11 protein-coding genes are annotated in these 25,583 nt (G+C 71.2%); 4 read left to right on the forward strand and 7 right to left on the reverse strand.

The window, feature by feature from the left end; translation table 11 throughout:
* The gene (locus A3CE_RS0114310) at positions 1 to 720 is read left to right on the forward strand and encodes a class I SAM-dependent methyltransferase (protein WP_020640778.1); all 720 of its coding nucleotides are present in this window, start codon (positions 1 to 3) and stop codon (positions 718 to 720) included.
* On the opposite strand, the gene A3CE_RS0114315 is transcribed toward A3CE_RS0114310, so the two are convergent.
* Positions 714 to 2,444, reverse strand: a complete 1,731-nt coding sequence (locus A3CE_RS0114315) for a hypothetical protein (protein WP_020640779.1) — start codon at positions 2,442 to 2,444, stop codon at positions 714 to 716. The genes A3CE_RS0114310 and A3CE_RS0114315 overlap by 7 nt on opposite strands.
* A gap of 79 nt (positions 2,445 to 2,523) precedes the next feature.
* The gene (locus A3CE_RS0114320; RefSeq protein ID WP_020640780.1) at positions 2,524 to 4,104 is read right to left on the reverse strand and encodes a substrate-binding and VWA domain-containing protein; all 1,581 of its coding nucleotides are present in this window, start codon (positions 4,102 to 4,104) and stop codon (positions 2,524 to 2,526) included.
* A gap of 260 nt (positions 4,105 to 4,364) precedes the next feature.
* Here A3CE_RS0114320 and A3CE_RS0114325 point away from each other — a divergent pair, with 260 nt between their 5' ends.
* Positions 4,365 to 5,165 (forward strand): glycoside hydrolase family 25 domain-containing protein, encoded by an 801-nt coding sequence (locus A3CE_RS0114325; RefSeq protein ID WP_020640781.1) that lies wholly within the window; start codon positions 4,365 to 4,367, stop codon positions 5,163 to 5,165.
* Between the two features lie 22 nt (positions 5,166 to 5,187).
* On the opposite strand, the gene A3CE_RS0114330 is transcribed toward A3CE_RS0114325, so the two are convergent.
* Positions 5,188 to 8,310: a BTAD domain-containing putative transcriptional regulator gene (locus tag A3CE_RS0114330; RefSeq protein ID WP_020640782.1), complete on the reverse strand. Its 3,123-nt coding sequence runs from the start codon at positions 8,308 to 8,310 to the stop codon at positions 5,188 to 5,190.
* Positions 8,311 to 8,571: 261 nt separating this feature from the next.
* Here A3CE_RS0114330 and A3CE_RS53490 point away from each other — a divergent pair, with 261 nt between their 5' ends.
* Positions 8,572 to 9,306, forward strand: coding sequence for a class I SAM-dependent DNA methyltransferase (locus tag A3CE_RS53490; protein WP_020640783.1), 735 nt, complete (start codon positions 8,572 to 8,574; stop codon positions 9,304 to 9,306).
* Positions 9,307 to 9,522: 216 nt separating this feature from the next.
* Here A3CE_RS53490 and A3CE_RS0114340 read toward each other — a convergent pair whose 3' ends face one another.
* The 3 genes from A3CE_RS0114340 to pdxR form a co-directional block, all read right to left on the reverse strand.
* Entirely contained in the window at positions 9,523 to 15,048 is a 5,526-nt protein-coding gene (locus A3CE_RS0114340) for an RHS repeat-associated core domain-containing protein (protein ID WP_245589521.1), read from the reverse strand.
* 73 nt (positions 15,049 to 15,121) lie between these two features.
* Positions 15,122 to 21,811, reverse strand: a complete 6,690-nt coding sequence (locus A3CE_RS0114345; protein ID WP_020640785.1) for a LamG domain-containing protein — start codon at positions 21,809 to 21,811, stop codon at positions 15,122 to 15,124.
* A gap of 257 nt (positions 21,812 to 22,068) precedes the next feature.
* Positions 22,069 to 23,457 (reverse strand): MocR-like pyridoxine biosynthesis transcription factor PdxR, encoded by a 1,389-nt coding sequence (pdxR, locus tag A3CE_RS0114350; RefSeq protein ID WP_020640786.1) that lies wholly within the window; start codon positions 23,455 to 23,457, stop codon positions 22,069 to 22,071.
* 47 nt (positions 23,458 to 23,504) lie between these two features.
* Between pdxR and A3CE_RS0114355 the strand changes: the two genes are divergently transcribed.
* Complete coding sequence (locus A3CE_RS0114355; RefSeq protein WP_020640787.1) at positions 23,505 to 23,966, forward strand: carboxymuconolactone decarboxylase family protein; 462 nt, start codon at positions 23,505 to 23,507, stop codon at positions 23,964 to 23,966.
* A 119-nt stretch (positions 23,967 to 24,085) separates the two neighbouring features.
* Here the strand turns inward: A3CE_RS0114355 and A3CE_RS0114360 are convergent, their stop codons facing one another.
* Positions 24,086 to 25,546, reverse strand: coding sequence for an MFS transporter (locus A3CE_RS0114360; protein ID WP_026468478.1), 1,461 nt, complete (start codon positions 25,544 to 25,546; stop codon positions 24,086 to 24,088).
* Positions 25,547 to 25,583 lie beyond the last annotated feature (37 nt).

Below are 25,583 nucleotides of genomic sequence, written 5' to 3' on the forward strand. Positions count from 1 at the left end.
ATGACCGCAGAGGTGACGGCGGACGGATTCGCCGACGCGTGGGCACTGGCCGAACCGGTCAAGGGCTGGATGACACGCGCGCAGGGCGAAGCGCTGTGGCAGGCCGCGCGCCGGCTCGAGAAGGGCGACGTCATCCTGGAAATCGGCAGCCACCAGGGCCGATCCACGATCGTCCTGGGCGCCGCCGCCCGCACGGTCGGGGCCACGGTGATCGCGGTCGATCCCTTCGTGGACGGCCGGTTGTTCGGCGGATCGCCGACGCGGCAGCTGTTCGAGCGCAACATCCGGCGGGCCGGGCTGGACGACGTCGTCGAGCTCGTCGCCGGTTACAGCACGGAACTGCGCCCTGACTGGGATCGGCCCATACAGCTGCTTTACATCGACGGCAAGCACGACTACTGGACCTACACCGACGACCTGCGCTGGTCGGCGCACCTGCCGCCCGGTGCGGAAATCCTCGTCCACGACTGCTTTTCCTCGATCGGCGTCACGCTCGGCACGATCGCGAAGGTCCTCTTCGGACGCCGGTACACCTATCTGGACCGGGCGACGTCGCTGGCGCGGTTCCGGCTGGCGCCGCCCTCCGCGGCAGACCGGCTGCGCGTGCTGGCGCAGCTGCCGTGGTTCCTGCGCAACGTCGGGATCAAGGTGCTGCTGCGCCTGCGGCTGCGGCCACTGGCCCGGCTGGCCGGCCACGACAGCCCGTACGACCCCTACTGAGTCACCGGCTTCCCGACCTCGGCCTTCGCGACGCACACCGGCGCGCCCGGGCTCGACAGCTGCACGCCGATGTGGTCGAAGAGGCCGTCCACCGGCAGGTACAGCGTGTGCAGCCCGGCCTGGAACCACACCGGCGTCCGCTCGACCAGGCCTTCGCCACCGTCCGAAGTGTAGTAGTCGAGCTTGAGCAGGTACCGGCCGAGGACCGGGGTGTCCAGCGGGATGCGCACGAGGGTCTCGCCGATCGCGTTCCCGCAGCCCGGCACCGGGCCGGGCACCCCGCGGGAAACCGGGTCCACGCCGGTGACGCGGTGCGGCGTGCCCGTGTCGTCGAGCACGTGCATCCGGCTCGTCGGCTGGTCGAAGTGGGTGCCGGGCAGCAGGCCGACCACCCGGGACGCGCGCGAGTCCGCCCCGAACCACTCGTGCACCACCTCCGACGGCACGAAGGTGTCGTAGAAGACCAGGTCGGGATCCTCGCCGACGGCGGCGCGGACATGGGCGATGTATTGCCGGGAATGATCGAAGCGCAATGCGGGGGAAAGGCGCGCGAAACCCACCGCGGAACTGATCAGGAGCAGCACGCTCAAGATCAGCGCGACCGGCCGCTCGCGCTTTCCGGCGGGAGATCCGGGCGGCAGGAATGCGAACGCTCCGCACAAGGCGGCCGACAGCGCCAAATCGGCGACGTACCGGGGATCGTCGCCGGCGGCCGGGCCGACCTCGCGCAGCCGGGTCAGCGCGAGCAGGGCGACGTCCACCGTGAACAGCGTCGCGAGCAGCGCCCAGGCGCCCCACGCGCGCCGCCCGCCGATGCGCGCCCCCGCGAGCACGACGCCCAGCGCGACCGCGAGCAGCACGAGGACGACCACGAACGGCGACGGCGCCCAGGTCGCGCCCGGTCCGGGACCGGACCACGGGCCGCCGGCCAGGCCCGGGAGCAGGGTGTCGCCGAGCATCCGGCCGGTCAGGTCGGCGACCGTGCCCGCCGACATCGGCTGCGCTCCCTGCCCGACCTGGCTCGACGTCACCAGGAAGAAGACGGCGACGAACCCGGCCAGCAGCACGGCTTGGGCCGCCCAGTAGCGGGCGTGCTCGCGAAACGACCGGCCGAGCAGGACCGTCACCCCGGCCAGCAGGACCGGGATCACCGCGGCCTTCTCGTAGAACGCCAGGCCGAAAAGTGTCCAGGCGAAGGCGCCGAGCCACCAGCGCCCGCCGTCGGTAAGGAACCGGACGTGCGCGTGCAACGCGCCCGCGGCGGCCAGGACCACCGGCACCAGCTGGATGCCGTAGGACCACCACAACGTCGGGACCAGCAGCAACGTCGAGGCCGTGAACACGGTGAACGGCACGAGGATCGCCCAGCGGCGGCCGAAGCAGCGCACCAGCAGGCACCAGAACAACACCGTCGCCCCCGCCCGCATCAGCAGCAGCGGCAGCACCAGCAGGGGGAAGTTCAGCGGCGCCCACCACGTCAGCAGGGCGGCGAGGAAGAACCCGCCCGGCATCAGGTGCCCGTGGTAGTCCTGGAACAGGTACCCGAGGTCGAACGGCCCGGCCGCGGCCGCCTGGTGGGTGACGACGAAGTCGTCCTGCGCGAAGCTGCCGTGCAGGGCCGCCCACGTGTGCAGGGCGAACGGCAGCACGCCGGCCACGAACGCGGCGATCACCAGCGTGGACGGTCTTCGGATGGCCCGTGACGCGGGCTTCTGGGTCAGCACTACCACGGTCTTTGGGGGGTCCAGGGGGGCTTGCCCCCCGGCTGGGGTTTGGGGTTCGACCCCAAAAGACATGGCGTCCTCAATTCTTGCAGGCGGGCGGCTGGCACATGAGCCTGCTCAGTGCCTGGTAGAAGACGTCGGAGATCTTGCGCGGGTCGGGCGTGGTGAAGGACTCGCCGCCGGTCGCGGCCGAGACCTGCCGCAGCTCGCTCGCGTCGATGTCCGGGCCGATGCCGATGCCGATCACCGGCAGCGGCTTGCGCGGGTCCTGCAGCCGGTTCAGCTCGGCGAGCAGGCCGGGCAGGCCGATGGAGTCGCTGTCCTCGTTGCGGCCGTCGGTGAGCACGACGACGACGTTGATCCGGCCGAGCTGCCAGCTCTGCCGGGCGTTCTGGTAGGCGGCGAGGATCGAGTCGTACAGCCCGGTCGCGCCGCCGGGCTTGGGCTTGACCGCCTGCAGCGTCGTCACCCCGCCCGCGGCGATCTGCTGCGAGATCGGCAGCATCGGCAGCAGTTCCTTGTAGTCCTTCGCGCCGTCCAGCTTGGTCGAGAACAGCCAGAGGCCGATCTCGGTCGTCGGCTTGAACAGCCCGAGCCCCTGCGTCGCGGCCTGGAGGGTGAGCGCCATCCGGCTCTGGCCGGTGCCGGGGACGGTGGCGGCCATCGAGCCGGACACGTCGAGCAGCACCTGGACGCGGGCACTGAGGTTGGCCCCGGCCCACGCCTGGAGCACGCCGTACATCGCTTCGGGCGCGGGCGGCCCGGCCGGGCGCGGCGCGGCGTTCGTGCGCGTGTCCCGGGGCCGGTCGCCGAGCAGCTGCCCGGACGGCGTCCGGAAGCCCGCGTCGGCGAACGTCTTCGTGGCGGTCTGGTCGAGCAGGAGCCGCAGGAACCGCTCGGCCGCCGACCGCGAGGCCTCCGACGCGCGCGGCAGCACGACGTAGGGGTAGTCGAAGCTCGGCACCCCGGCCGCCGGGTAGGCGGCGACGAGCTTGCGGGCCAGCACCGACTGCTCGGACGCGGGCGACGCGGGCGACGGCTCCTTCACCGCCGAGAGCTTGCGGATTTCCTCGGTGAAGGCCGCCCCCGGGTCGGGCGCGTCCTTGGTGAGCTGCTGCAGGCCGATCAACGCGGCGATCCCGGCGGGGTCGCGGCTGGGGTCGGGCAGCCCGACCGGGCTGCCCGCGAGGACGTCCGACCAGGATGGTGACTTCCCGGGCCAGCCTGCCTGCTTCGCGACGTCGTCGGTCAGCGCCAGCACCACCGGCGAGCTCGCCACCGGCTGGCCGGACTCGGGCAGGTTCCACGCGCCGCCGTCGCGGGCCTGCAGCAGCCAGGTGCTGGACTCGGGCACCCAGACGTCCGGGCCGGTCGCGCCGTTGGCTTCCAGTGCCGCCGCGGTGGCCGGCGACGGGCTCGCGGTGACCTCGACGGTGTAGCAGTCGCGCTCCGGGACGGACCGGGCGAGCGTCGTGAGCACCGGCGCGACGTCGGGCGCGGCCGTGACGCGCACCGGGGTGGTCGTGTCGCAGCCGCCGCCGGCCAGCCGGTCCCTCAGGTAGTCGACCCCGGCCCAGGCGAGCAGGGCGACCACGAGCAGCGCGCTCAGGACGACGACCCGCGCGTCGATCCGCCGGGCCCGCGCCGGGTGTGCCGCCATGCACGTCCTTCCTCGAGAAGTGCTGGCAGCTTGCCAGCCGGGTGAGCGGGAAGCCAGTACCGACAGCGGAAAGTGACCATCGAGGCGTGAACCCGGGGTGAAGGAATTGCGCGTTGCGGCCATTTTGGTGATTGACAAGAACTGCGTAACGTTTCTCGCTTGACGTCCGTCCAACGTGGGTAATAGCACGATGGCGGATCGCGCAGACGATTTCGCCGTCCCCGGAAACGGCGATACGGCACCGAACGGAGACGCAACCCGTGCGCACGATGTACGACGCGGTCACGGCCGCGAACATCCCCGGCGACGCCCGCATGGTCGCGGGGTATATCGACCGGATCAAGCTGATACCGTGGTCGCCCGCGGACTGGGCGCGCTTCCCCCGCGCGGTCAAGGTCACCATCGTCAAGAAGGCGGACACGAACGACGGCCACGTCCTCGACGTCGAGCCCGGCGACGCCACGCCCGGCGAGGCACCGGCCTGGGCCCGCATGCGGCGCGAGGCCGGCGCGGTCCCGACCGTCTACTGCAGCCTTTCGACGTGGCCTTCGGTGCGGTCGGCGTTCTCCTCCGCCGGCGTCGCCGAACCGCACTACTGGATCGCCCACTACGACGGCGATCCCACCATCCCCGACGGCGCGATCGCCAAGCAGTACCTCGGGAACGTCGCCCCGGGCTACGACGTCTCGTCCGTCCTCGACTACTGGCCCGGAGTGGACGGCCAAGAACCCGCCTCGACTGGAGTGGAGATCATGGAACGCATCACCGTCACCCCGCCGAGCGCCGAACAGCACGCCGTGCGGGTGTTCCTGTCCGGCAGCCCCGGAGCGGCGGTCGTGATCCGCCCGCGGCTCAGCGGCGACGGCAGCTCGAAGCCCATGTGGGTCGGCGACATCTTCGCGTGGGGCAACGACCACCAGGGCGTCGGCCACAACCCCACGCAAATGCCGGGGTACAACAACAAGCTCACCTCGCACCGGCGGTACGACCTGCCGGGCGCGGTCTGGGCGGACATCAACTACAGCTCCGCCGACCCCTTCGAGATCGACATCGTCGGCTAGGGCCCGCGCACGGCCGCTTCGGTCACCGCTGCCCCGCACGCCGCACGGAAGCGGCCGGCGTCGTGGCCAAGGCCGCCAGTGCCTCGGCTTCGGCTTCGGCGGCTTTGTCGTCGAGATCGCGCGCCAGCCGCACGGCTCGCTCGTGGTGGGCAGCCGCCTCGGCAGGCTCGCCGCGTGCCGCGTGCACCCGGCCCAGAGCCGTGGTCGCCATGCGCTCCCACCAGCGGTCGCCGACTTCTTGGGCGAGCGTGACAGCTTGCCGGAGGCAGTTCGCCGCCTCCGGCAGCTCATCCTGGGCTAGGCGGACCAGGCCGAGACCGGTCAAGGCCATGCACTCGCCCCACCGGTCCCCCGCGGCACGAGTGTACTCCAGGCCGCGTTCGAGGTGCCGCCGCGCGTGCCGGGGCGAAGCCGAGAAGCCGAGACCGATCGCGGCGAGCGCTTCACCCCACCGGTCGCCGACCTTTCCGGCGAGTTCCAGTGCCCGCTGGAAGTCCGCCGCGCTCTCGGCCGGGCGACCGGCGTGGTAGTGCAGATCGCCGAGGCCGATGAGGGCCCGAGCTTCCCCGCACTGGTCCCCGGCCGCGCGGTACAGCTCGACCGAGCGGCGGTGGTGGACGAGCCCTTCCTCGTGGCTGCCGCCGCGGGCGTGGATGAACCCCAGGTGGTTGTGGGTCTTCGCCTGGCCCCACACGTCGTCGTTCGCACGGTCGAGCGCCAGCGCGAGGTGGTGCTGCTCGACCGCCTCGTCGAAGTCGCCGCTGCGCCAGTACCCCAGGCCGAGGTTCTTGCGGATCTCGGCTTCCGCGACCGGGTCGCCCAGCGCCCGGACGACCCGCAGGGCGAGCCGGTGGGTCCGGATCCAGTCGTGCACGTGGCCGCGGATGAAGTAGAACCGCCACAACGTCTGGACGAGCTGCCAGCAGTGCCGGGGACGGTCCCGCCCGGCCGCCGCCGCGGCGACCGCGGCGAGGTTCGCCCGCTCGGCCTCGAACCAGGCCAGCGCCTCGGCTGCGGTGCCGAACGCCGGGCCGCTCGCCGGCGGGGAATCGGCCGGCCGGACCCGCTTCCTCGTCGGCTCGAGCACATCGGCGGCTTGCCCCGCGACGTGCAGGTAGTAGCCGAACATCCGGCTCGCCGCCGCTTCCCGGGGCGCGGCGAGGCCGGCGAGACCGGTGGCCCGGGCGTGGTCGCGGATCAGGTCGTGGAAGCGGTACCGCCCCAGCACGGGCTGGGCCAGCAGGTGGACGTCGACGAGTTCCTCGAGCAGCCCCTCCGTTTCGCGAGGTCCCCGATCGGCGAGCGCCGCGGCGGCGAAGACGTCGACGTCGGTACCGGGAAACTCGCCGAGCAGCCGGAACAGCCGCTGCTGCGGCTCGGTGAGCTGCCGGTAGGAGAGGGTGAACGCCGCGCCGACGCCGCGGTCGCCGGTGCTCAGCTCGGACAACCGGCGGTGCTCGTCGCGCAGCAGCCCGGCGAGGTGCTGCAGGGTCCACGTCGGACGGTCGCGGAGCCGGGCGGCGGCGATGCGCACGGCGAGCGGCAGGTAGCCGCACAGGTGGGTGATTTCGCCGATCGCGCGGGCCTGCCCCGCGGTGCGGTCCGGCCCGGCGACCTCGGTGAACAGCTGCGCGGCTTCGGACGGCGCCAGGATGTCCAGTGACAGCGTGGTCACGGCGTCGATGCTGGTCAGCCGGGCCCGGCTGGTGATCAGGACCAGGCAGCCCGGGCCGCCGGGCAGCAGCGGGCGGATCTGGGCGGCGTCCGCGGCGTCGTCGAGCACGACCAGCATGGCGCGGCCGACCAGCAAGGATCGCCAAAGCGCGGCGCGCTGGTCCAGCCGTTCGGGAATCCGGGCGCCGTCCACGCCGAGCTGCCGGAGCAGCGAGTCGAGGGCGACCTCCGGGGGCAGCGGCCCCTCCGAGCCGTGGGCACGCAGGTCGGCGAACAGCTGCCCGTCGGGGAACCGGTCGGCGAACCGGTGGCCGAGGTGGACGGCCAGCGTGGTCTTGCCGACGCCGGCCATCCCGCAGATGCCATACACCACGGGTCCCCCGGCCGCGTCGATCAACCGGACGGTCTCGGCCGTCCGGCCGACGAAGTGGTCGACGTCGCGGGGGAGGTAGTTGCTGCTGCCGAACGGCTGGACCGCGGCCGGCACCTCCTGGCGCAGGACGTGCAGCTGAGCGGCCCGGACCTCCGGCCCTGGCTCGATGCCGAGTTCGGCGGCCAGCCGCTTGTGCAGGTCGTCGAACAACGCCAGCGCGGCGGCCTGCCTCCCGCTCCCGGCGAGCGCGACCATGAGCCGGGCGTGCAGCCCCTCGTGCATCGGTTCGTCATCGCGCAGGGTTTCCAGCTGCGCGACGACCTCGTCGTGCCGGCCGAGGGAGATCCCCGCATCGGCGTACGCGAGCGCGGCGGACAGCCGTCTCCGGGCGAGCGCGGCCACGGCGGGGTGACCGCGTAGCGCGTCGTGGCCGGCGAGCACCGGGCCGCGCCAGCAGGCCATCGCCTGGTCGAGGGCGTGGAAAGCGCCCTCGCGGTCGTCCGCCACCTTGGCGGCTTCGGCGTCGGCGACCAGCGCGTCGAACCGCAGGACGTCGAGCTGTTCCGGCCCGGCTTCCAGCTGGTAACCGCCCCGCCCGAGGGCCACCACCCGCAGCTGCGGGTGGAGCAGCGCACGCAACCGGCGCACCGAACTGCCGATCAGCTCGAGGTGCGACCGCGGCGGCCGGCCGGCCCAGAGAACATCGACGATGTCGTCCACGGCGACCGGCCGGTTCGCCTGCAGGGCCAGCAGGCCGAGCAGCCGGGCCCAGCGGGTGTCGCCGGTGTGCTGCGGTTCGCCGCCGACCTGGACGAACAGCGGACCGAGAACACCGACCGAGGTACCGGCGGGCAGTTCCTCCCGGCCCCGCTCGAGCGCGGCGACCAGCTGCCGCACCGAGGCTTCCCGCGGGTTCCGGACGCTGCCGCGTTCGAGGTACCGCACGGCACGCACGCTGACACCGGCCCGCCGCGCGAGTTCGGCTTGAGTGAGCCCGAGCTCGGCCCGGCGGCGGCGAAGCAACGCCGAGAACGGCTCGGAACCCGCCGTCGCGGCGGCGTGATCGGTGTGCGGAAGGCCTCCCCTGCCTGTGTCCACTCTTCGAGTTTGCCAGCGTCTCGGCCGGGGTGTCGGCCGTTGCGGCGAGGAGGTCCGAAGTTGACCTGTTCAGCGCAACGCGGCGGCAAATCTGCCGGTCCACCCGACGGGAAGGCGGCGTGATCAGGGCGGATCCGGATCGTGCCCGGCCGCGTACCACCTCGTTATCGTGAGACTCCAGCGCTGCGGGGGAGGCGCCGCCTCGGAACAGTCGCGGAACCGCCCCTGGGCGAACGACTACTGCTCGACAGGGGACGAAGAATGCAGGGGTACGGTCCGGAGACCTACGGAACGGCCAGCGCCGAGGACTACGACGACTTCTACACGGATCGGGAGGACGAGGTCGCCGCGACAGCGGCGGCCCTCTGTGAGCTCGCCGGACCGGGTCCGGTGCTGGAAATCGGCGTAGGCACCGGGATGGTCGCCGAAGCCATCGCGAGCCGTGGTTTCGACGTCGTCGGCGTCGACTCCAGCCCGGCCATGCTGGCGGTCGCCCGCAAGAAATCGGCGGGGAAGCCGGCCTTGTGCACGGCCGACGCGACCGTCGATCGAATTCAGGGCAGCTACAGCCTCATCTACTGCGTTTTCAACACCTTTTTCATGCTCGGCGACCGGGCCGCCCAAATCGTCTTCCTGCGAAACGCCTACGACGCACTGGAGCCGAAGGGACGGCTGGTGATCGAGACGTTCGTCCCGACAGCGGAACGGCTGGGCAACTGGCGCGGAAGAGTCGTGGTCGCCGACATGACAGCGACCACGGTCACCCTGGTCGCCTCTCGCAACGACTCGGAACGGCAGCTTCTGGAGAACCAGAAGATCATGATCCGTGACGGCCGGGTGGAGCTGGCACCCTCGCAGTTCCACTACCACACAGCCGAGCAGATGGACAAGATGTCCGGCTCGGCCGGCCTGACGCTCGAAAGCAGGTGGGGCGGCTGGTCGCGGGAGGAGCCGGCCGCCGGGTCGACCAAGATGATCGCCGTGTACACCCGGTGAGTTCGCCGACAAGAAGTTCCTGGCCATGGTTCCCCCCCGGGTCACCATGGCCAGGAACTTCGTCATTGCGTGTGCATCAGTGCGCCGGTGCGTAATGCCCGGCTCAGTAATCCGTGGCGAAAGTCATCGTTCCCCCCTTCCGGATAACACATTCACCGGCACTGAACCGGTGAAACCTCGAAAACCGTGACGCGAGGTCACCTCGAACAAGGCCGGCTAGTGACGAATCACGTATCCCGAGTTCAGCCCCCCACTCAGTCCGACCGACGCGACACTCACATGAGCCCCCATGGTGAACTCGTATTGGAGGAATTCCGTGCTGGGGCCGCCGACAATGGCCGCGTCCACTCCGCCCTGGAGGCCGGCTCCGAGCCCGAGCGTTCCCTCGAAACCCGCCTTGCCTTCCAACGAGATTCCCGAATCGACCTGATCGGCCATGGCGCCGTGGCTGAGTTTCAAGACGAAACTGAGTTTTTCACCGCCGCCGACTGTCAAGCTGAGGTTCGCGCCGCCCGAGAACGTGATTCCGTGGTTGTCCCAGTTCACGCATCCCTTCCAGCCGACCTCGACCAGCGCGCCGATCTGGTTCTGCAGGCAGATCGAGCCCGTTTCGAACTTGGCGACGTTCGAGATCTCGAACCAGCCGTGCTCGGGGATGTGCTCGATCATGCCGCTCTTGCGGATGGCCTCGTTGATCTGCTTGGCCCGCTCGTTCTCCTCTTCCTGCCTGATCTCCCACGGCGCCTTCGTGCCCTTGACGTAGTTGCAGGACTTGGCCCCGTCCGGGCAGCCCTTGGTCTTCGGCCCGTGCCCGTGCTGCGCCTTGCAGTAGTACTCCCCGCTCGGGCAGTTGTGGACGTTCCACTCCAGATCCGGCTGACTGTTCGTCGCCGGGTTGTGGCCCGGCTTGTACGCGCAGAACTTCGCGCACTCGCCGTCCGGGCCCGACGCGATCATCCCGGACGGGTCGCTGAACGAAACCGGGCTGTTGTTCGCGTACGCGTAGCCCTGCAGCTGCTGCGGGTCACCCGGGTTCAGGAGCGGGTCGGTCGACAGGAACCGGCCGGACGCCGCGTCGTACTCGCGGGCGCCGACGCCCGTCAGGCCGATCGACGTGTCCTCCGTTCCGCCGACGAACCCGCGGTCGCCCGGGATGTCCGCGGCCGGGCCGCGTGGTGACCCGAACGGGTCCTGGCGACGGGGAGTCACCTTGAGCGTGGCGCTGTCGATCGCGAGCCGGGGCGTGCCCTGGTGGTCGTCGGCCAGCCAGCTGATTCCCTTGGCCGTGCGGACCGCCACCGTCTTGCCGCCGTGCGTGTAGTACCGCGAGACCGTCACCCGGGCGGTCGCCTTGTCGGCACGCAACTCCTGGCCCGGCAGGTACAGCGTCGACCCCGTCGGGTCGCGGCGGATCAGCCGTGTGCCCGACGCGTCGTACAGGAACTCCGTCGACACGCCGGCCTCGGTCACCTTCGTCAGATGCCCTTCGGCGTCCCACTCCAGCTGCTGACCCGCGCGGGCCGTCGTGTTGCCCGCCGCGTCGTAGCCGTACGTCGTCGTCGACGGGCCACCCTGCGTTCCTTCCGTCTTCACCGACTGCACCAGGTGGCCAGAGGCCGGGTACGACGACGTCTGCGTGACGTTCCCCGTCTTGCCGTGCTGGACCGCCGTGAGCCGGTTGCCCACCTTGTCGTACGTGAACGACTGCCAGTACGGTGCCGGGCCGTTCAGCGTCGCCGCGTCGCGCGTCGCCGCGCAGCCACCCGATGGCGTCCACGCGTCGGAGAGCCGCCGCAGGTAGTCGTAGGCGAAACACTGGACGTCCGCCGCACGGCCCTGGGGCGTGTCCGCGATCGACGTGATGTTGCCCGCCGGGTCGTAGGCGTAGTTGAGGTCGTCCTGCATCGGGGCAGGCACTTCCGCGTCCACAATGGACCGGTTGAGCCGCCGCGTGTTCGTGTCGTAGTAGTACGACAGCCACGCGCGCTTCCCCGTGTCGCCGAGCTGGATCCGCTGCGGCTCGCCGTAGCGCGTGTAGTCCGTGCCGGTGACGAATTCGTCGGTATTGCCGTCGTATCCGCCGGACGACGTCGTCGGCCGCCCGAGGTCGTCGTACACGTGCATCAGCGTCTCCGCGGGCAGCCCGCCGGCCGCGGCGTACGCCTCGCCCTTGACGCTGCCGTCCGGGTTGTAACCCAGGTACGACGTGTAGTTCCCGGCCAGCAGCCCTTCCGGCTGCGGGATCGACGTCGTCGTCTGCATCGGCTGGTACAGCGGCGAATACGCGTCGACGGACGACGTGTAGGCAGTGCCGCCGACGTACCGCGTCGACGACGCGAGCTTGCCGATGGCGAAGGGCACCGTGTCGTAGGTGAACTTCTCCACCAGCGGCCCGGTGGCCGCGCCGGAGTGCGTCTCGGTCTTACGGCCGAGCTTGTCGTACACATAGGACAGTGTCGTGTTCCGCCCGTCCGTGGCCGAGACGAGCTGGCCCGCGTCGTCGTAGGCCCGCCTCGACGTGCCGCGGTCGACGTCGTCGGACCGCACCTGACGGCCGAGCAGGTCGTAGGTCCAGCGCCAGGTGTTGCCCGCCGGGTCGGTCAGCGAACTCTGCTGCCCGGACGGCGTGTAACCGTATTTCGTGACATCGTGCTCGCCGTCGGCCGTCGTGCCGTGGTACTGCCACAGCTCGGTCGTGCGGCCGCGGGCGTCCACGATGGTCGTGGCCGGCGTGGCACCCCGCGGCGGCGTGACGTTCGTGCGGTCGGCGTCGTAGGTCGTGGTCGTGCGCCACTTCTCCTGGCCGGCCGCCTTCTGGATCGACGCCGACACGCGCCCGGCCGCGTCGTACTCGGTGAACGTCAGCCCCGGCACCTCGGTGTCGGAAGCGACCCACAGCTTGTCGTCGACGGCGCCGTCGTTGAAGTACGGCTGGGTCGTCTTGAACTGCCGTCCCTGTGAGTCGTAACGCGTGTCGACGAGCAGCCGGCCGCCGTTGGTCGGCTGCTGCACCTGGCGCACCCGGGCGAGGCCGTCGTACAGCGTGTTCGACGACGTGTAGTTGCCGTTCGGGCCGACCTTCGACGTCGTGATCACGCTCGGCCCGTCGTTGCGGATCAGGTACGTGAACTGCGCGTTTCCGGCGTTGTCCGCACGCGGGCGGTTCGGCAGCCACGCCTCGGCGACCCGGCCGAGCGGGTCGAACCGGGTCTCGGCGACCCGCTGGTTCGGGTCGGTCACCTTGACCGGCAAGCCCCACGCCGGTTCCAGCGTGCTCGTGGTCACCTGGCCGAGCGCGTTCGTCAGCTTCGTCGCCGTCACCGGCAGCCCGGTGTACTCGGTTTTCGCGGTGCGGCCGAGGGCATCCGACGCGGTCATCAGCCTGCCGTAGTCGTCGTAGGTCACGCTCGCCTTCGTGACGTAGTGCGGCCCGGACGCCGGGTGCGCGTCGAGTGCCTCCTCCTTGATCGCGTTGCCGCGGCCGTCGTAGGTCGTGAGGTCGTCGGTCACCGCGTTGTCCGGGAACACCGGCGTAGTTCCACAGTGGACGGACACGGTCTCGACGCGCGACGGCAGCGTCATCAGCCACAGATCGTTGTCGCGCGCATACGTCGTCGTGACGCAGAGGTCGTCCGACGCCGTCGCGGTGTCGCCGAGGTCGTCGACCTTGATCGGCTGGCCCTTGTCGTCGTAGGTCGTCTCGAGCCGCGACTTGCGCCAGCCGCCGCCGTTGCGCGCCGTGTAGCCGTCGACCGAGCCCGTTCCGACGAAGTACGACTTGAGCGCGCCGTGCGTCGCCGTCGGCCCCTGCCACACCGGCGTGCCGATCTTCTTGGTCAGCACGGCGTCACCGTTGAACGTCTGGCTCTCCAGCGGGAATCCGGCCAGCCAGTCCGCGTCCGGGCGGGTGCCGCCCTCGGAGTCGGTGACCGAGACGGCCCGCGTGCCGCCGGGCAGGTGGTCACCGTCCATGCCGCGGTAGTACCGCTCTTCGGTCGTCGTGACCGGGCCGGCCGGGTCGGCCGGCTTGCCCTGGTGCACGCGCACGCGGCCGTAGCCGCGGAACTCGTCCCAGGTCTTCTTGTCGTCCTTGACGAACTCGGACTGGCCGAAGTGCCAGGCCGCGCCGTCCAGGTACTCGTAGCTCGTCACCTGCTCGGGGTTGGCGCTGATCCGGTCGGACGTCGTCACGGTGTCGACGACGTACTTGTGGAACCAGTCCGTGCGTTCCGCCCAGTCCTTTTTGGACCACTTCGACTGGAAGCAGCGCTGGGTGTTGTTCTCCGGAACGGCGTTCGCGGTGCAGTCCGGCGGCGCGTAGTGCACCGAGGTGACGCCGCCGGTCTCGGACACGATCCCGCTGACGCGGTACCGGATCAGCGGGCCGACGCCGTCCTCCTTGAGCACGCGGTTGGGCAGCTTCACGCCCTCGAACGTCACCGCGGGCAGCGCCGCCGAACCGCCGACGAGACCGGTGTGCGTGACGCCCTTCAGCCACAGCGCGGCCTTGCCGCCGTCGCCGGGGTCGGGGAACTGCTGGTCCAGGGTCCACGCGTCGACGTCGGTGTAGTCGCTGCCGCGCAGCACCTGCGCCGTGATCTTCGCCAGCCGCTTGGTGGACCAGAACGTCGGCGTGTAGTGGTCCTTGCAGGTGGCCGCGGCGCAGTTCTCGTCCCACGGCACGTCCGGCCAGTTCCCGGTCTTCGACGGCACGCAGTCGCTGCCCGGCACGCACCGGTCGGCGGTGGTGAACAGCACCCGGCCGGTCGCCGGGGCCGTGCTGCCTTCGCGCAGGCCGTAGTCCGCGCGGGCCAGCGAGCCGCCCCGGGTGTAGGACACCGCCGCGTCCTTGACGTTCATGCCGTAGGAGTTCGCCTCCGGCTCGTACGTGTAGCGGATGACGTTGCCGTTGCGGTCGACGACTTTGTCGAGGTTCCAGCGCCAGGTCTGCAGGCAGTGCGAGGCGTCGAACGTCGCGGCGTGGCACGGCTCGTTCGCGTCGTCGCCGAACACCGGCACGGTCCACGACGACTTCGCGTCCTTCTGCGACCCGAAGAAGTACTGGGTGCCGTCGACCGTGGTGATCTTCCAGTACTCGCCGTCGTTGTCGCCGTTGTCGGCACCCGTCAGCTTTTCGACGCGCGAGCCGTCGTCGCTCTTCGGGTGCCACGCGCCGGTGGCGTCGTCCCGGATCAGCTGGCCGCCGCCCGAGCCGTACAGCGCCGTCGCGTTCTCGTTCTTCCAGCAGAGGTCGCCGTTCTTCGGCGGTGTGGTGCCGCCTTCGGTGTCCGAGAAGCAGGCGCCGTAGGCCCGCTCGACGTACCCGGGCGCGAGCGACCAGCCGTCACCGATCCAGGACGCCTGATTGTTCGTCGCGCTCGTGTGCCCGTCCACCGCGGACGAGGAGTAGCTCAGCGCGAGATCCGGCTCGAACCCGCCCGGCGCGGGCGGCACCCGCAGCGGGTAGGACCAGCTGAAGTCGCCGCTCTGCGTGGCCACCGACCACGACGCCGACGGCGAGATCGGCGTCGCGGCGATGTTGCTTTCGCCCGCTGGGGTCGCGTTCGCGAGCTGGTCGCCGTGGAGGGCGTCGCCGCTCGCCTGGTCGGCACCGCGGCTGTCCATCTGCTGCCGGCTGACGGGCGTGGAGGACACGCCGGGCAACGGGACCGACGGGCCGGTCGCCGCGAAGGCGGCCGTCCACAGTGAACTGACCCCGGTGAACGCGAGCGAAAGGCTCACGACCAGCGTGACACCGCGTGAGGTACGTCTGGACCGCTTGGGAAACATGGGTTTCTCCTCCGATGCCGGCAGCTCAGGCGGCCGGGAAGACCGGTGTGGTGGTGGGCGCGGTGGTCAGGACGTAGCCGAGCTGCCGGTCGAACGTGGCCCCGTTGCAGTCGGCGTACGTCGTCGTGAACAGCTCGGTGCCGCCCGCCTTGCACCGGTACAGGGCGGTGCCGGCGCCGTCCGGTGGTGCCGCGGTGAAGATCTGGCCGAGCACGCGCTCGGTCGTCTTCCCCTCGCACGCCGCGTCGGTGGACAGGAACTGGTCGGTCCCGGTGGTGCAGCTCAGCAGCGGCACCGTGCCGGACTGCGCGAGCATCGGCAGCACGCCCTGCGGCCCCTCGGTCCAGTAACCCGGCGGCGGGCCGTAGGTCGTGTTGACGTGGTCGTAGCCGAGGTCGGTCATGTACCGGACCAGCAGGCCGTAGGCGAGGGTGTAGCCGAGCAGGCCTTCCTTCGTCCCGGCGTTCTCACAGGCCGCGTCCCGCGAATCGAAGTGCTCGCTGCCGCCCGCGTTGCAGCGGTAGACCGCGACCGTCGGCAGGTTCGACGGCTGCTTGGTGTAGACCTTGCCGATCTCCCCCACCACGGTCTTGCCTTCGCAGGCGGCGTCGGCGGAGGTGAACCCGTCGTAGCCGTCCTTGCAGGAATAGAGCGACCGCGTGTTGGGCTGGTCACCGCTCACGAGCAGGCCGAGCGGCTGCTCGAAGTGGTAACCCGCGGGCGACGGCGCCGACGTGTTCGCACTGACCCGTTCGACATAGCCGTTGGCGAACCGGCCGAGCTGGCCCGGCTGCGCCACCGGGTAGCTCGCGCGCCGCGCGATCGCCGCGTCGTCCAGTGCACCCGTTTCGACGTTCGTCTCGTCGAGCGCGCCGGTGAAGAAGTCCGCGGACTGGCCGCTGAGCTTGTCGCGCCCGAGGCTGAACGCGCCCGCCGCGCGCCAGAGCGTGACGTTGTCCCTGGTGCCCGCGAGCTTTCCGTCGACGTACACCCGCAGCTGGTGCCGGATGTTGTCGTAGACGCCGGTGACGTGCGTCCAGATGTTCAGCACGGTCTCCTGCGACGCGACGGCGTACACCATCGGCGCCGCGTCGGTGTCCGACTGCGCCGCCCCGAAGATCCAGCGCTTGAGCTCGGGCCGGTACTGCAGCGCGAACCCGCTCTGCCGCACCCCGTCCTGCGCGGCGATCGTGGCCACCTTGTCGCCTCGGCCCAGCCGGGCCCAGGACGAGACCGTCAGGCTGTCCTGCATGTTGTGCACGATCCACTTCGCGGTGCCGTGGCCGGTGCCGTCCAGCTGCAGCGCCTTGCCGCTGACCCCCGGCACGTAGGACGCGCCACCGGTGAGCGTGACGTCGTCCTGGCGCCAGGTGACGTCCCGCGCGGTGCCGTCGTCGTACGGCCACCGCCCGGCGTTCGGCACGTAGGTGTCCTCGCGGACCTTCGCCATCTCGGCCGCGGACAGCGCGTGCCCGAACACCCGCACGTCGTCGATCGCCCGCGGGAAGAACTGCGCGTTGACGCCGTTCCACTTGGCCCGCCCGATGGTCAGCGGGCCGGTCCCCGGCGTGATCTTGACGTTGCTCTGCGCCGCTTGCAGCACGCCGTTGAGGTACAGGCGGACCTGGTGCAGCTGGTCGTCGTAGGACATCGCGACGTGCATCCAGTCGGTCCACATCGCCGCCACCGTGGAGGTGAGGGTGACCGTGGCCGCGTTGTCCTGGTCGGCCAGTGGCACGCGCACGCCCCATTTGTCGGCGGCCGCGTTGTACTGCAGCATGAACGAGCTCACGCGGCTGCCGTCCTGCGCGACGATCGTGCGGTCGCCGTTCTTGCCCTCCGTCAGGTTCACCCACGCGGCCACCGAGAAGCTGCCGCCGGTCAGCACCGGCGCCGCGGTCTCGGCGTAGCCGCTGGTGCCGTCGAGCAGGCTCGACGGGCCCTTGCGGCCCCCGGCGATCCAGCTGTAGCCGCCCTTCAGCGTGGCGTTGTGCCCCTTGCCCGAAGTGTCGCCGACGGTGGCGCCGGTGTTCTCGTCGAACGTCCAGTACCCCAGGTCGGCCGCCGGCAGCTTGGCCGGGGCGTTGCCCTCCTCCGGCGGATACGACTTGAGCAGCGCGGAGATGCGGTCCTTGTCGAGCGCGCCGGTGTAGACCCGCGTGTCGTCGATGTCACCGATCCAGTTCTGCTTGGCCGTGTTGCCGTCGATCTTGCCGCGCCCGATCGCGGCGCCGCCGGTGGCGTTCCACCGCGAGTTGAGCGTGCCGTCGCCGATGCGGGTTCCGTTGACGTAGAGCCAGATCTTCTTGGCCGGCTGGTCGTAGACGCCGACCAGGTGGACCCAGTGGTCCTGGTCCGCGCCCTCGACGGACACCGCCGCCTTGGTGATCGTCGCGTGGTCGGCGTCGGACTCGGGCATCTCGAACGTCCACTTGCCCGCCTGGTTGTCCAGGGTGTCCTTGACGTACCCGAGCCGGAACTTGCTGGCGTGGTCGCCGTCCACCGACAGCACGACCCGCTTGCACTCCGGGACCTGCGAAAGATCGCAGTCCGGCTTGCCCATGCGCACCCACGTCGACACCGAGAAGCTCTCGTCGGTGCGGAGGTCGACGCCGGTCGTGGTCAGCGAACCGGTGCCGTCCACGTGGACCGCGTTGCCGACGCGGCCGGGGATCAGCGAGACCCCACCGGTGTACGCCGCCCCGCGGGCCCCGACGGCGTCACCGGCGTTGCTGCCGCTGGGCTCGTCGAACCGCCAGTCGTGCACCAGCGCCAGGTCGCGGCCGGCCTGCGTGCGGACCTCGCCGGCGAACAGCGCGCGGCCGTAGAGCTTGACGTCGTCGACGGCGCCGGGCAGGTAGTTGGTCCAGGCGCTCGCCCACTTCGCGCGGCCCACGTCGAACTCGCCCCTGGCGTTCCAGTTCGCCGCCGTGTAGCGGCCGGTCACCGACGGCACGCCGTTGACGTAGAGCGACATCGTGCCGGCCGCCTTGTCGTAGACCGCCGCCAGATGCGTCCAGACCCCCGGCTGCGCGGCCTCGGTCGACCGGAGCCGGACCGCGTCCGGCGAGTCGGCGTCCGGGCCGTGCATCGAGAACGCCCAGTGGTTGTCGTCCTTTCCGCTGTACCCCAGCCAGAACGCCGACGTGTGGTCGCCGTTCTGGCTCGCGACCGCGGTCCAGCCCGCGGGCTGGGCATCCAGCTTCACCCAGGCCGACACGCTGAAGCTCTGGCTCGTGTCGGGCCCGGCGGGCGCCTTCACGAAGTCGTCGGCGCCGTCGAGGTCGACCGCGAGGTCGGCTTGGTCGGGCGCGTTCGCCTGCCCCGCGGTGAAGGGCTGCGTCGGCGTGATCGTCCCGTTCCGGCCGCGGCCCGAGTCGTCGGTGGCGTCACCGTCGAACTTCCAGCTGCCCTGCGTGACGTCGTCGCGGGCGACCATCGCCTGTACCTCGCCGGCGGTGAGCACGCGGCCGTAGGCGCGTACCTCGTCGAGCGTGCCCTCCCAGTTGTGGCCGAAGTTGCCCGTCATCTTGCCGCGGCCGATGGTGAACGGCCCGGTCGCGTTGAACCCGGCGGTGCGCGGCGCGGTGCCGGCGAGCCTGCCGTTGACGTAGATCCGGATCTCCTTGGCCTGGTCGTCGTAGACCGCGGCCAGGTGCGTCCAGGTGTCCATCGGGTTGGCGGGTGCGTCGACCCGCACGGCGTCGTCGCCGGGCCGGGTGAGCGCGTCCGCCGACGGCAGGTAGACCTCCCACTTGTTGCCCGTGGCCAGCGGCCGGTAGCCGAGCAGGAAGCCGCTGTTGACGGCGCCGTCCTGCGAAGCCGCGGCGTAGAACCCGCCGTCGACGGGCTGGGCGATCTTCGGGTTCACCCACGCCGCCACCGAGAAGCTCTGGTCGGTCCGCAGCATCGGCCCGCTCGTGGCGGCGTACCCGGTGCCGCCCGTCACGAGCCCGCCGCCGACCGCGCCGTTCTGGGTGAACGCCGCATCGCCGGACAGCGTCGCGGATTCCCCGCCGGGTACCGAGTTCGCCGCCTTGGTGCCGTTCTTGTCCTCGAACCGCCACTGTCCCGTTTGGACATTGTCGCCGGTGACCATGGCGAGCACCTCGGCGTCCGACACGAGCCGGTCGTAGGCCCGGACCTCGTCGATCCGGCCGGGGAAGCCGGTGCCGATGCGGAGGAGGTCGCTGCCCTGCCACGAGGACGGCGCGGCCGCGCTCCCGGCCGGCACGCCGTTGACGTAGAGCCGCACCTTGTGGCCGACGGCGTCATAGGACGCGGCGAGGTGTGTCCAAACGCCGGCGGCCGCGGGCTGGACCGACCGGACGAAGTTGTAGCCGGGCGGGCTCGCCGAATCCGTCTGCGGCATCACGAAGACCCACTTGCCCGTGTTGCCCTCGTACTGCAGGCAGAACGAGCAGGTGGTGGTCCCCCACTGCGTGATGACCCGGTGGGACCCGGCGTCGGCGGCGTCGAGCTTCACCCACGCGGCGACGCTGAAGCTTTCCGTCGCCTGGACCGTGTTCGGCGCGGTGACCTGCTGCGTGCCGTCGAGCTTGATCGCGGAGCCGACCGCGCCGGGCGCGTAGACCGGGTTGCCGACGGCGCTGCCGTCACGCCAGCCGAGGTTGGCGTCGTCCTTGAGGTTGCCCTCGAACGACCACTGCGCGAGCGGCCCGTTGCCGGGCTTGACGTACACGTGGAACGTCCGGACCGGGCTCGGGTGCCCGCCGCGGTCGAAGCTCCACACGTTCAGGTCGCGCGGGCCGTCGCCGTCCGGCGCGGTGGACACCGTGGCGGTGCCGCCGAGCGCGTTCGCGTCGACCTGCGTCTGCGGGCCCGAACCCCAGCTGTAGACGTAGTGGTCGATGTCGGTGACGCCGTTGGCGCCGAAGGTGAACGTGCCGGGAATGCCCGTTCCGCCGTGCCAGCGGTTGTCCTCCTGGTAGAGCACGCCGGTGACGGTCGGTGGGACGGTAACGCGGGTGCCGTCGACCACGAAGGGGCCGGGGCCTTGGCGCCAGTCGCCCGCGTCGGCGTTGTCGCCGTTGTCGTAGGTGTCGTACGGCTGGACCCACAGCGTCATCGTGTGGCCGTCCTTGTTGCGCAGGTCGATGTCCGTGCTGTGGTAGGCACCGGACGCCTGCAGGCCGCCCCAGCGTTCTTCGCGGGCGCTGTCGGTGTAGATGTGCCACCACGGCTTGACGGCGTTGCCGTCCGGGTCGGTCAGCCGCGCCGAGAACCGGATGAAGTCGTCGCCGACGTAGGGCTTTCCGTCACACCAGCGGCACGGGGCCTTCAGCGGCGGGTCGGTCGCGAGGTCACTCGCCGGGTCGGGCCGGGTGTTGTAGTTGACCACCAGGAGGGTGTCGCCCGGGCTGTACTTGCGCCAGGCGAGCTGGTCGCCCTCGTCGGAGGCCTTGAGGAAGTAGGTGGAGACGCCGCTCTGGTTGACCGCGCCGGTGGCCGGGAACCCGATCCCCTTGTAGCCGCCGCACGACGAGCCGTACACGCTGGGCGCGACGACGTCGCTGACCTTCCAGCCCTGCGGCGCGTTGTTCCAGGTGGTGCCGTCGTCGATGGTGCCGGTGGCCATGAACAGCTGGTGCCAGCGGTCGTTGCAGCTCGGGCTGTGCACCACGGTGCTGTTCAGCCACGCGCCGATCACCCGGCGCCCGTTGAGGAACCCGGTGTCGTACTGGAAGTACGAACGGGCGATCCCGATGCCGTTGCAGCCGCCGCTGGCCGTGTAGCAGGCGCCGACCTGCGCCCACTGGCCGTCGCCGCTGGTGCGCGGGTACGCCGTGCCGGGCTTGCCCGACAGGACCGTGTTCCAGGTGGTCCAGCCGAAGGTGTGCCAGTCGGGGTCGACCACGACCGGGTAGACGGTCGCCTTGTCGAGGAAGAACTTCCGGTCCGGCACGAGCGTCAGGGTCTGCGCGCCGAGCTCGACGCCGACGGTGCTGCGGGCGCCCGCACCGTCCCACATGACGGCCGGCGGAGCGGAGAAGATCTCCTTGCCCTTGTCGTCGGAAGCGTGCAGCGAACCGGCACCGCCGCTTTTCACCGTGACACCGGTGGTCTCGAGCCGCAGCGCGATCTTGGCGAGGTTCCCGGCGGCGTCGGTGTTCTTGACGACGAACTGCTGGCGGTAGCCGTCGCGTCCGGCGCGCATGACGAGGTCGACGCCGGGCAGCAGCTCGCGGTAGGTGGCGGCGTCACCGTCGACCTCCGGCACCGGGAGGGTGCCCGGCCAGCGCAGCGCGAGCCGCTTGCCGTCCCGGGTGAGCTCGGCCAGCGGCGCGACGCTGCCGCCGCCGGAAAGCGCGAGGTCGCCCTCGGCGGCGACCGGGCGGACCGCGCCGTCGGCGCCCTTGACGAGCCGGGTGTCGACGGGCGCCCAGCCGGTGCCGCGCTTGACCCGCACCGGGACGGCGGACAGCTCGGCGGTCATGGTGCCGTCGGGATTGGCGTAGGTGGTCCGGGTTTCGGTGCGCCGTCCGGCGACCTCGACCCGGGAACCCTGGTGGTACGCGGCATTCGCCGCGCTCGCCTCGTCCGGCGCGGCCGCGACGGGCGCGGCGGCGAGCGGTGCGGGTGTCCGGTGGACGGACAGGGCGGTGCCGGCCACGAGCAGCACGGCAAGCAGCGCGAGTGCGCGCCGCCAGGGTCTGTGTCCGGCGGGGTCCTTCCCGCGGGCAGCCTCGAACATGGTTCTCTCCCCCCGTATCCGCCGGCCTCGACCGGCGGGCGTCCCTGTGGATTCGCTACCGGAGGCGTTCGCCCGAATGGCCCCAAATCCATCCGGAACGCCCCGGAGCGCGCATTCCACGAGGAACGCTAACAATCCGCCTGACACCCGGAGCGCTCTCGCGACAAGCCCCCCATACCGGCTTCGACCAGCGGAAACCGCGCACGGCGGCACAATCCCGGCGGCAAAACTGCCGCCGGGACCCGGGCCACCGAAGGTCACGCGGGTGGCAGGGCGCGGCACAGCGTGTCGAGCGCCGCGGGGTAGGCGTGTTCGGGCGGGGTGGCGTACCCGACGACCAGTCCGTCCATTGTGGACATGGTAGCCGCCGGGTGGCGGAAGGCGGCCAGGCCGTCCACGGCGAGCCCTTGCCACGCCGCGGCCTTCAGCGCGGCTTTTTCCGTGCCCGGCGGCAGGCGCAGCACGGCGTGCAGGCCGGCGGCGATGCCGGTGGGCACGACGTGCGGGGCCCGTCCGGCGAGCGCCGCCACGAGCAGGTCGCGACGGCGGCGGTAGCGCTGGCGCATCCGCCGGATGTGCCGGTCGTACGCGCCGGAGCGGATGAACTCCGCCAGGGTGAGCTGGTCGAGCACGCCCGCCCACGCCTCGCGCTCGCCCTTCACCGCGAGCACGGCGTCGACGAGGTGCCCCGGCAGCACCAGCCAGCCGAGCCGCACCGCGGGCGACAGGCTCTTGCTGACCGAACCGGCGTAGACGACGTGCTCGGGGTCGAGGCCCTGGACCGCGCCCACCGGCTTGCGGTCGTAGCGGAACTCGCCGTCGTAATCGTCTTCGATGAGCACGCCGCCGGTCGCGCGGACGTGGCCGACGACCGCGGTGCGGCGGTCGTGGTGCAGCGGGCCGCCGGTCGGGAACTGGTGCGCGGGCGTGAGCAGCACCGACGGGGTGTCCAGGTCCTCGACGCACGCGCCGTTTTCGTCCAGGGCAAGGGGAATCGTCTCGACACCGGCAGCGGCGAAGATCGAGCGGTGGAACGCGAGGCCGTACGACTCGACCGCGAGCGGGCCCGGCAGCACCGCCGGGAAGAGCAGCCGCAGCGCGTGCGCGAACCCCGAGCACACCACGATCCGGTCCGGTGACGTCCGCACGCCCCGCGCCCGCGCGAGGTACTGGGCGAGGGCCTCCCGCAGTTCGCGGCGCCCCCGCGGGTCGCCGGGGCCGAAGGCGTCGTGCGGGGCCACGTTCAGCGCGCGGCGCGCGGCGGCGAGCCATTCGGTGCGCGGGAACGACGTCGCGTCGGGCTGCCCCTGCCTGAGGTTGTACCGGGGTTCCGGCGTTCCCGGCGCTTTTTTGGGCGTCCGCACCGGTTTGAGGGGTTCGGCACGCTCGGCGACCCGGGTGCCGGAGCCCTGGACGGCGGTGAGCCAGCCCTCGGCGACCAGTTCGGCGTAGGCGTCGGCGACGGTGTTGCGGGCCAGCCCCAGGTCGGCGGCCAGTGACCGGTACGGCGGCAGCCGGGTGCCCGGGGCGAGCCGTCCGGCGCGGACGGCGTCCCGCAGCGCGGCGATGAGCGCCGCCCGCTTGCCGCCGGCACCCGCGAGCTCCAGGTGCAGGTCGACGCCCGAATTGACCCAGTCTTCTGGCACGGAAATGCACCCTACACGCGGGTCAACCGGGCACTAGGTTTCTGGTCATGACGAACTCCCGCCTCAACTTCGCCAAGACCGCCCCGAAGGCCTTCAAGGCCCTGATCGGCTTCGACGCCGCCGCCCGCGCCGGGCTGGACCCCGCACTGGTCGAGCTGGTCCAGATCCGCGCGTCGCAGCTCAACCGCTGCGCGTACTGCCTGCACATGCACACTTCGGACGCCCGCAAGGCCGGTGAGAGCGAGGAGCGGCTGCACATGGTCGCCGTGTGGCAGGAAGCCACGAACTTCTTCAGCGAGAAGGAGCAGGCCGCACTGGCCCTCACCGAAGCGGTCACCCTGATCTCGGACGGCGGTCTGCCCGACGACGTCTACGCCCGCGCCGCCGGCCAGTTCGGCGAAGAGGAGCTGGCCCAGCTGCTCGCGCTGATCTTCACCATCAACACGTGGAACCGCATCGCCATCACGACGGCGAAGGTGCCGGGCACGGACGAGCGCGTGGCCCGCTGAGCAGCCCCCGTTTTCCACGCTAGCGGAAGGCACCGACAAATCTCGGCGCCTTCCGCTCGGCAAGCCCGGCTTGTCCCCAGTGCCGGGCAAGCGCCCCCATGCACATTGGGGCGCTTGGGTCAGTCGGCGACCGCGGCCAGCTCCGGCTCGGCGACCGGCGGGACCGGGGCCGTCCGCTTCCGGGCCACCAGGCCCGAGGCCGCGACCAGCAGGCCCAGCACCGCGATGCCGGTGACCACGCTCAGCGCCGGGGTCAGCCCGGTCAGCAGCGCGGCCGGTGAGGCCTCGCGGCCGCCGTTGGCGGTCAGGACCGCCGTCACCACCGCGAGCCCGATCGCGCCGCCGACCTGCAGTGACGTGTTCAGCAGGCCGCCGGCCAGGCCCTGCTCGTTGTCCGCGACCCCGGCCGTCGCCTGGATGTTGAGTGACGAGAACGCCAGCGTGAAGCCGATACCGAGCAGGATCATGCTGGGCAGGACGTACCCCGCGTAGCCGGAGTGCTCGTCGATCCGCAGGAACAGCGCGTAGCCGATGACGTGCGCGACGACGCCCGCGAAGATCGTGCGCGGCGTGCCCACCCGGTCGATCAGCGGCTCGATGCGCGGCGAGCCGAACGCCACGATCAGCGCCGCAGGCAGGAAGCCGAGCGCGGTCTGCAGCGCGGACCAGCCCAGCACCCGCTGCAGGTACAGCATCACGACGAACTGGAACCCGATGTACGCGCCGAAGAACAGCGCGCCGCCGAGGTTGGCGCGGGCCAGCGGCCCGGAGCGCAGGATGCCCAGCCGCAGCAGCGGGTGGCGGCTGCGCTTCTCGATGACCACGAACGTCACCAGCAAGGCCACCGCGACGGCGAACGTGATCAGCGTGCGCGCCGAGGCCCAGCCGACCTCCGGCGCCTCGACCACGCCGAACACCAGCAGGAGCGAGCCCGCGGCACCGGTGATGGCGCCCGGGAAGTCGTAGCCGCCGCCCTGTTCGGCGCGGTACGACGGGATCAGCTTCCACGCCGCCGCGAGGGCGACCAGCGCGATGGGTGCGGGCAGCAGGAACGTCCAGCGCCAGCCGACCTCGGTCAGCAGGCCCGAGAACACGAGCCCGGCGGAGTAGCCGCTGGCCCCGAACACGGCGAAGATGCTGATCGCCTTGTTGCGGGCCGGGCCCTCCTGGAACGTCGTGGTGATGATGGACAGCGCGGCCGGCGCCGTAAACGCTGCCGCTAATCCCTTGATGAACCGGCTCGCGATGAGCAGCGCGCCGTCGTCGACGAGGCCGCCGAGCAGCGAGGCCAGCGCGAACACGGCGACGGCCACGAGGAACACGCGACGCCGGCCGAGCAGGTCGGCGGTGCGGCCACCGAGCAGCAGCAGGCCGCCGTAGCCGAGCACGTAGCCGCTGACGACCCATTGCAGCGCGTTGGTGGACAGGCCGAGGTCGGCCTGGATCGCCGGGAGCGCGACCCCGACCATCGACACGTCGAGCGCGTCGAGGCCGATGACGATCGAAACGGTGAGCAGGACACCCCAGAGACGTGCGTCCCACCGCGTTGAAGTGGTGGACAAAGACACGGAAGAGCTCATGCCGGCGACAGTACATGCACGCGCATCTAATGTCTAC

The organism is Amycolatopsis balhimycina FH 1894, from assembly GCF_000384295.1.
In the GTDB taxonomy this organism is placed as follows: Bacteria; Actinomycetota; Actinomycetes; order Mycobacteriales; family Pseudonocardiaceae; genus Amycolatopsis; species Amycolatopsis balhimycina.

Excerpts from the sequence above, each read along its gene's own strand:
- A3CE_RS0114310 (WP_020640778.1), top strand. The coding sequence starts at position 1 with ATGACCGCAGAGGTGACGGCGGACGGATTCGCCGACGCGTGGGCACTG.
- A3CE_RS0114320 (WP_020640780.1), bottom strand. The coding sequence starts at position 4,104 with ATGGCGGCACACCCGGCGCGGGCCCGGCGGATCGACGCGCGGGTCGTC.
- A3CE_RS53490 (WP_020640783.1), top strand. The coding sequence starts at position 8,572 with ATGCAGGGGTACGGTCCGGAGACCTACGGAACGGCCAGCGCCGAGGAC.
- A3CE_RS0114345 (WP_020640785.1), bottom strand. The coding sequence starts at position 21,811 with ATGTTCGAGGCTGCCCGCGGGAAGGACCCCGCCGGACACAGACCCTGG.
- A3CE_RS0114355 (WP_020640787.1), top strand. The coding sequence starts at position 23,505 with ATGACGAACTCCCGCCTCAACTTCGCCAAGACCGCCCCGAAGGCCTTC.
- A3CE_RS0114360 (WP_026468478.1), bottom strand. The coding sequence starts at position 25,546 with ATGAGCTCTTCCGTGTCTTTGTCCACCACTTCAACGCGGTGGGACGCA.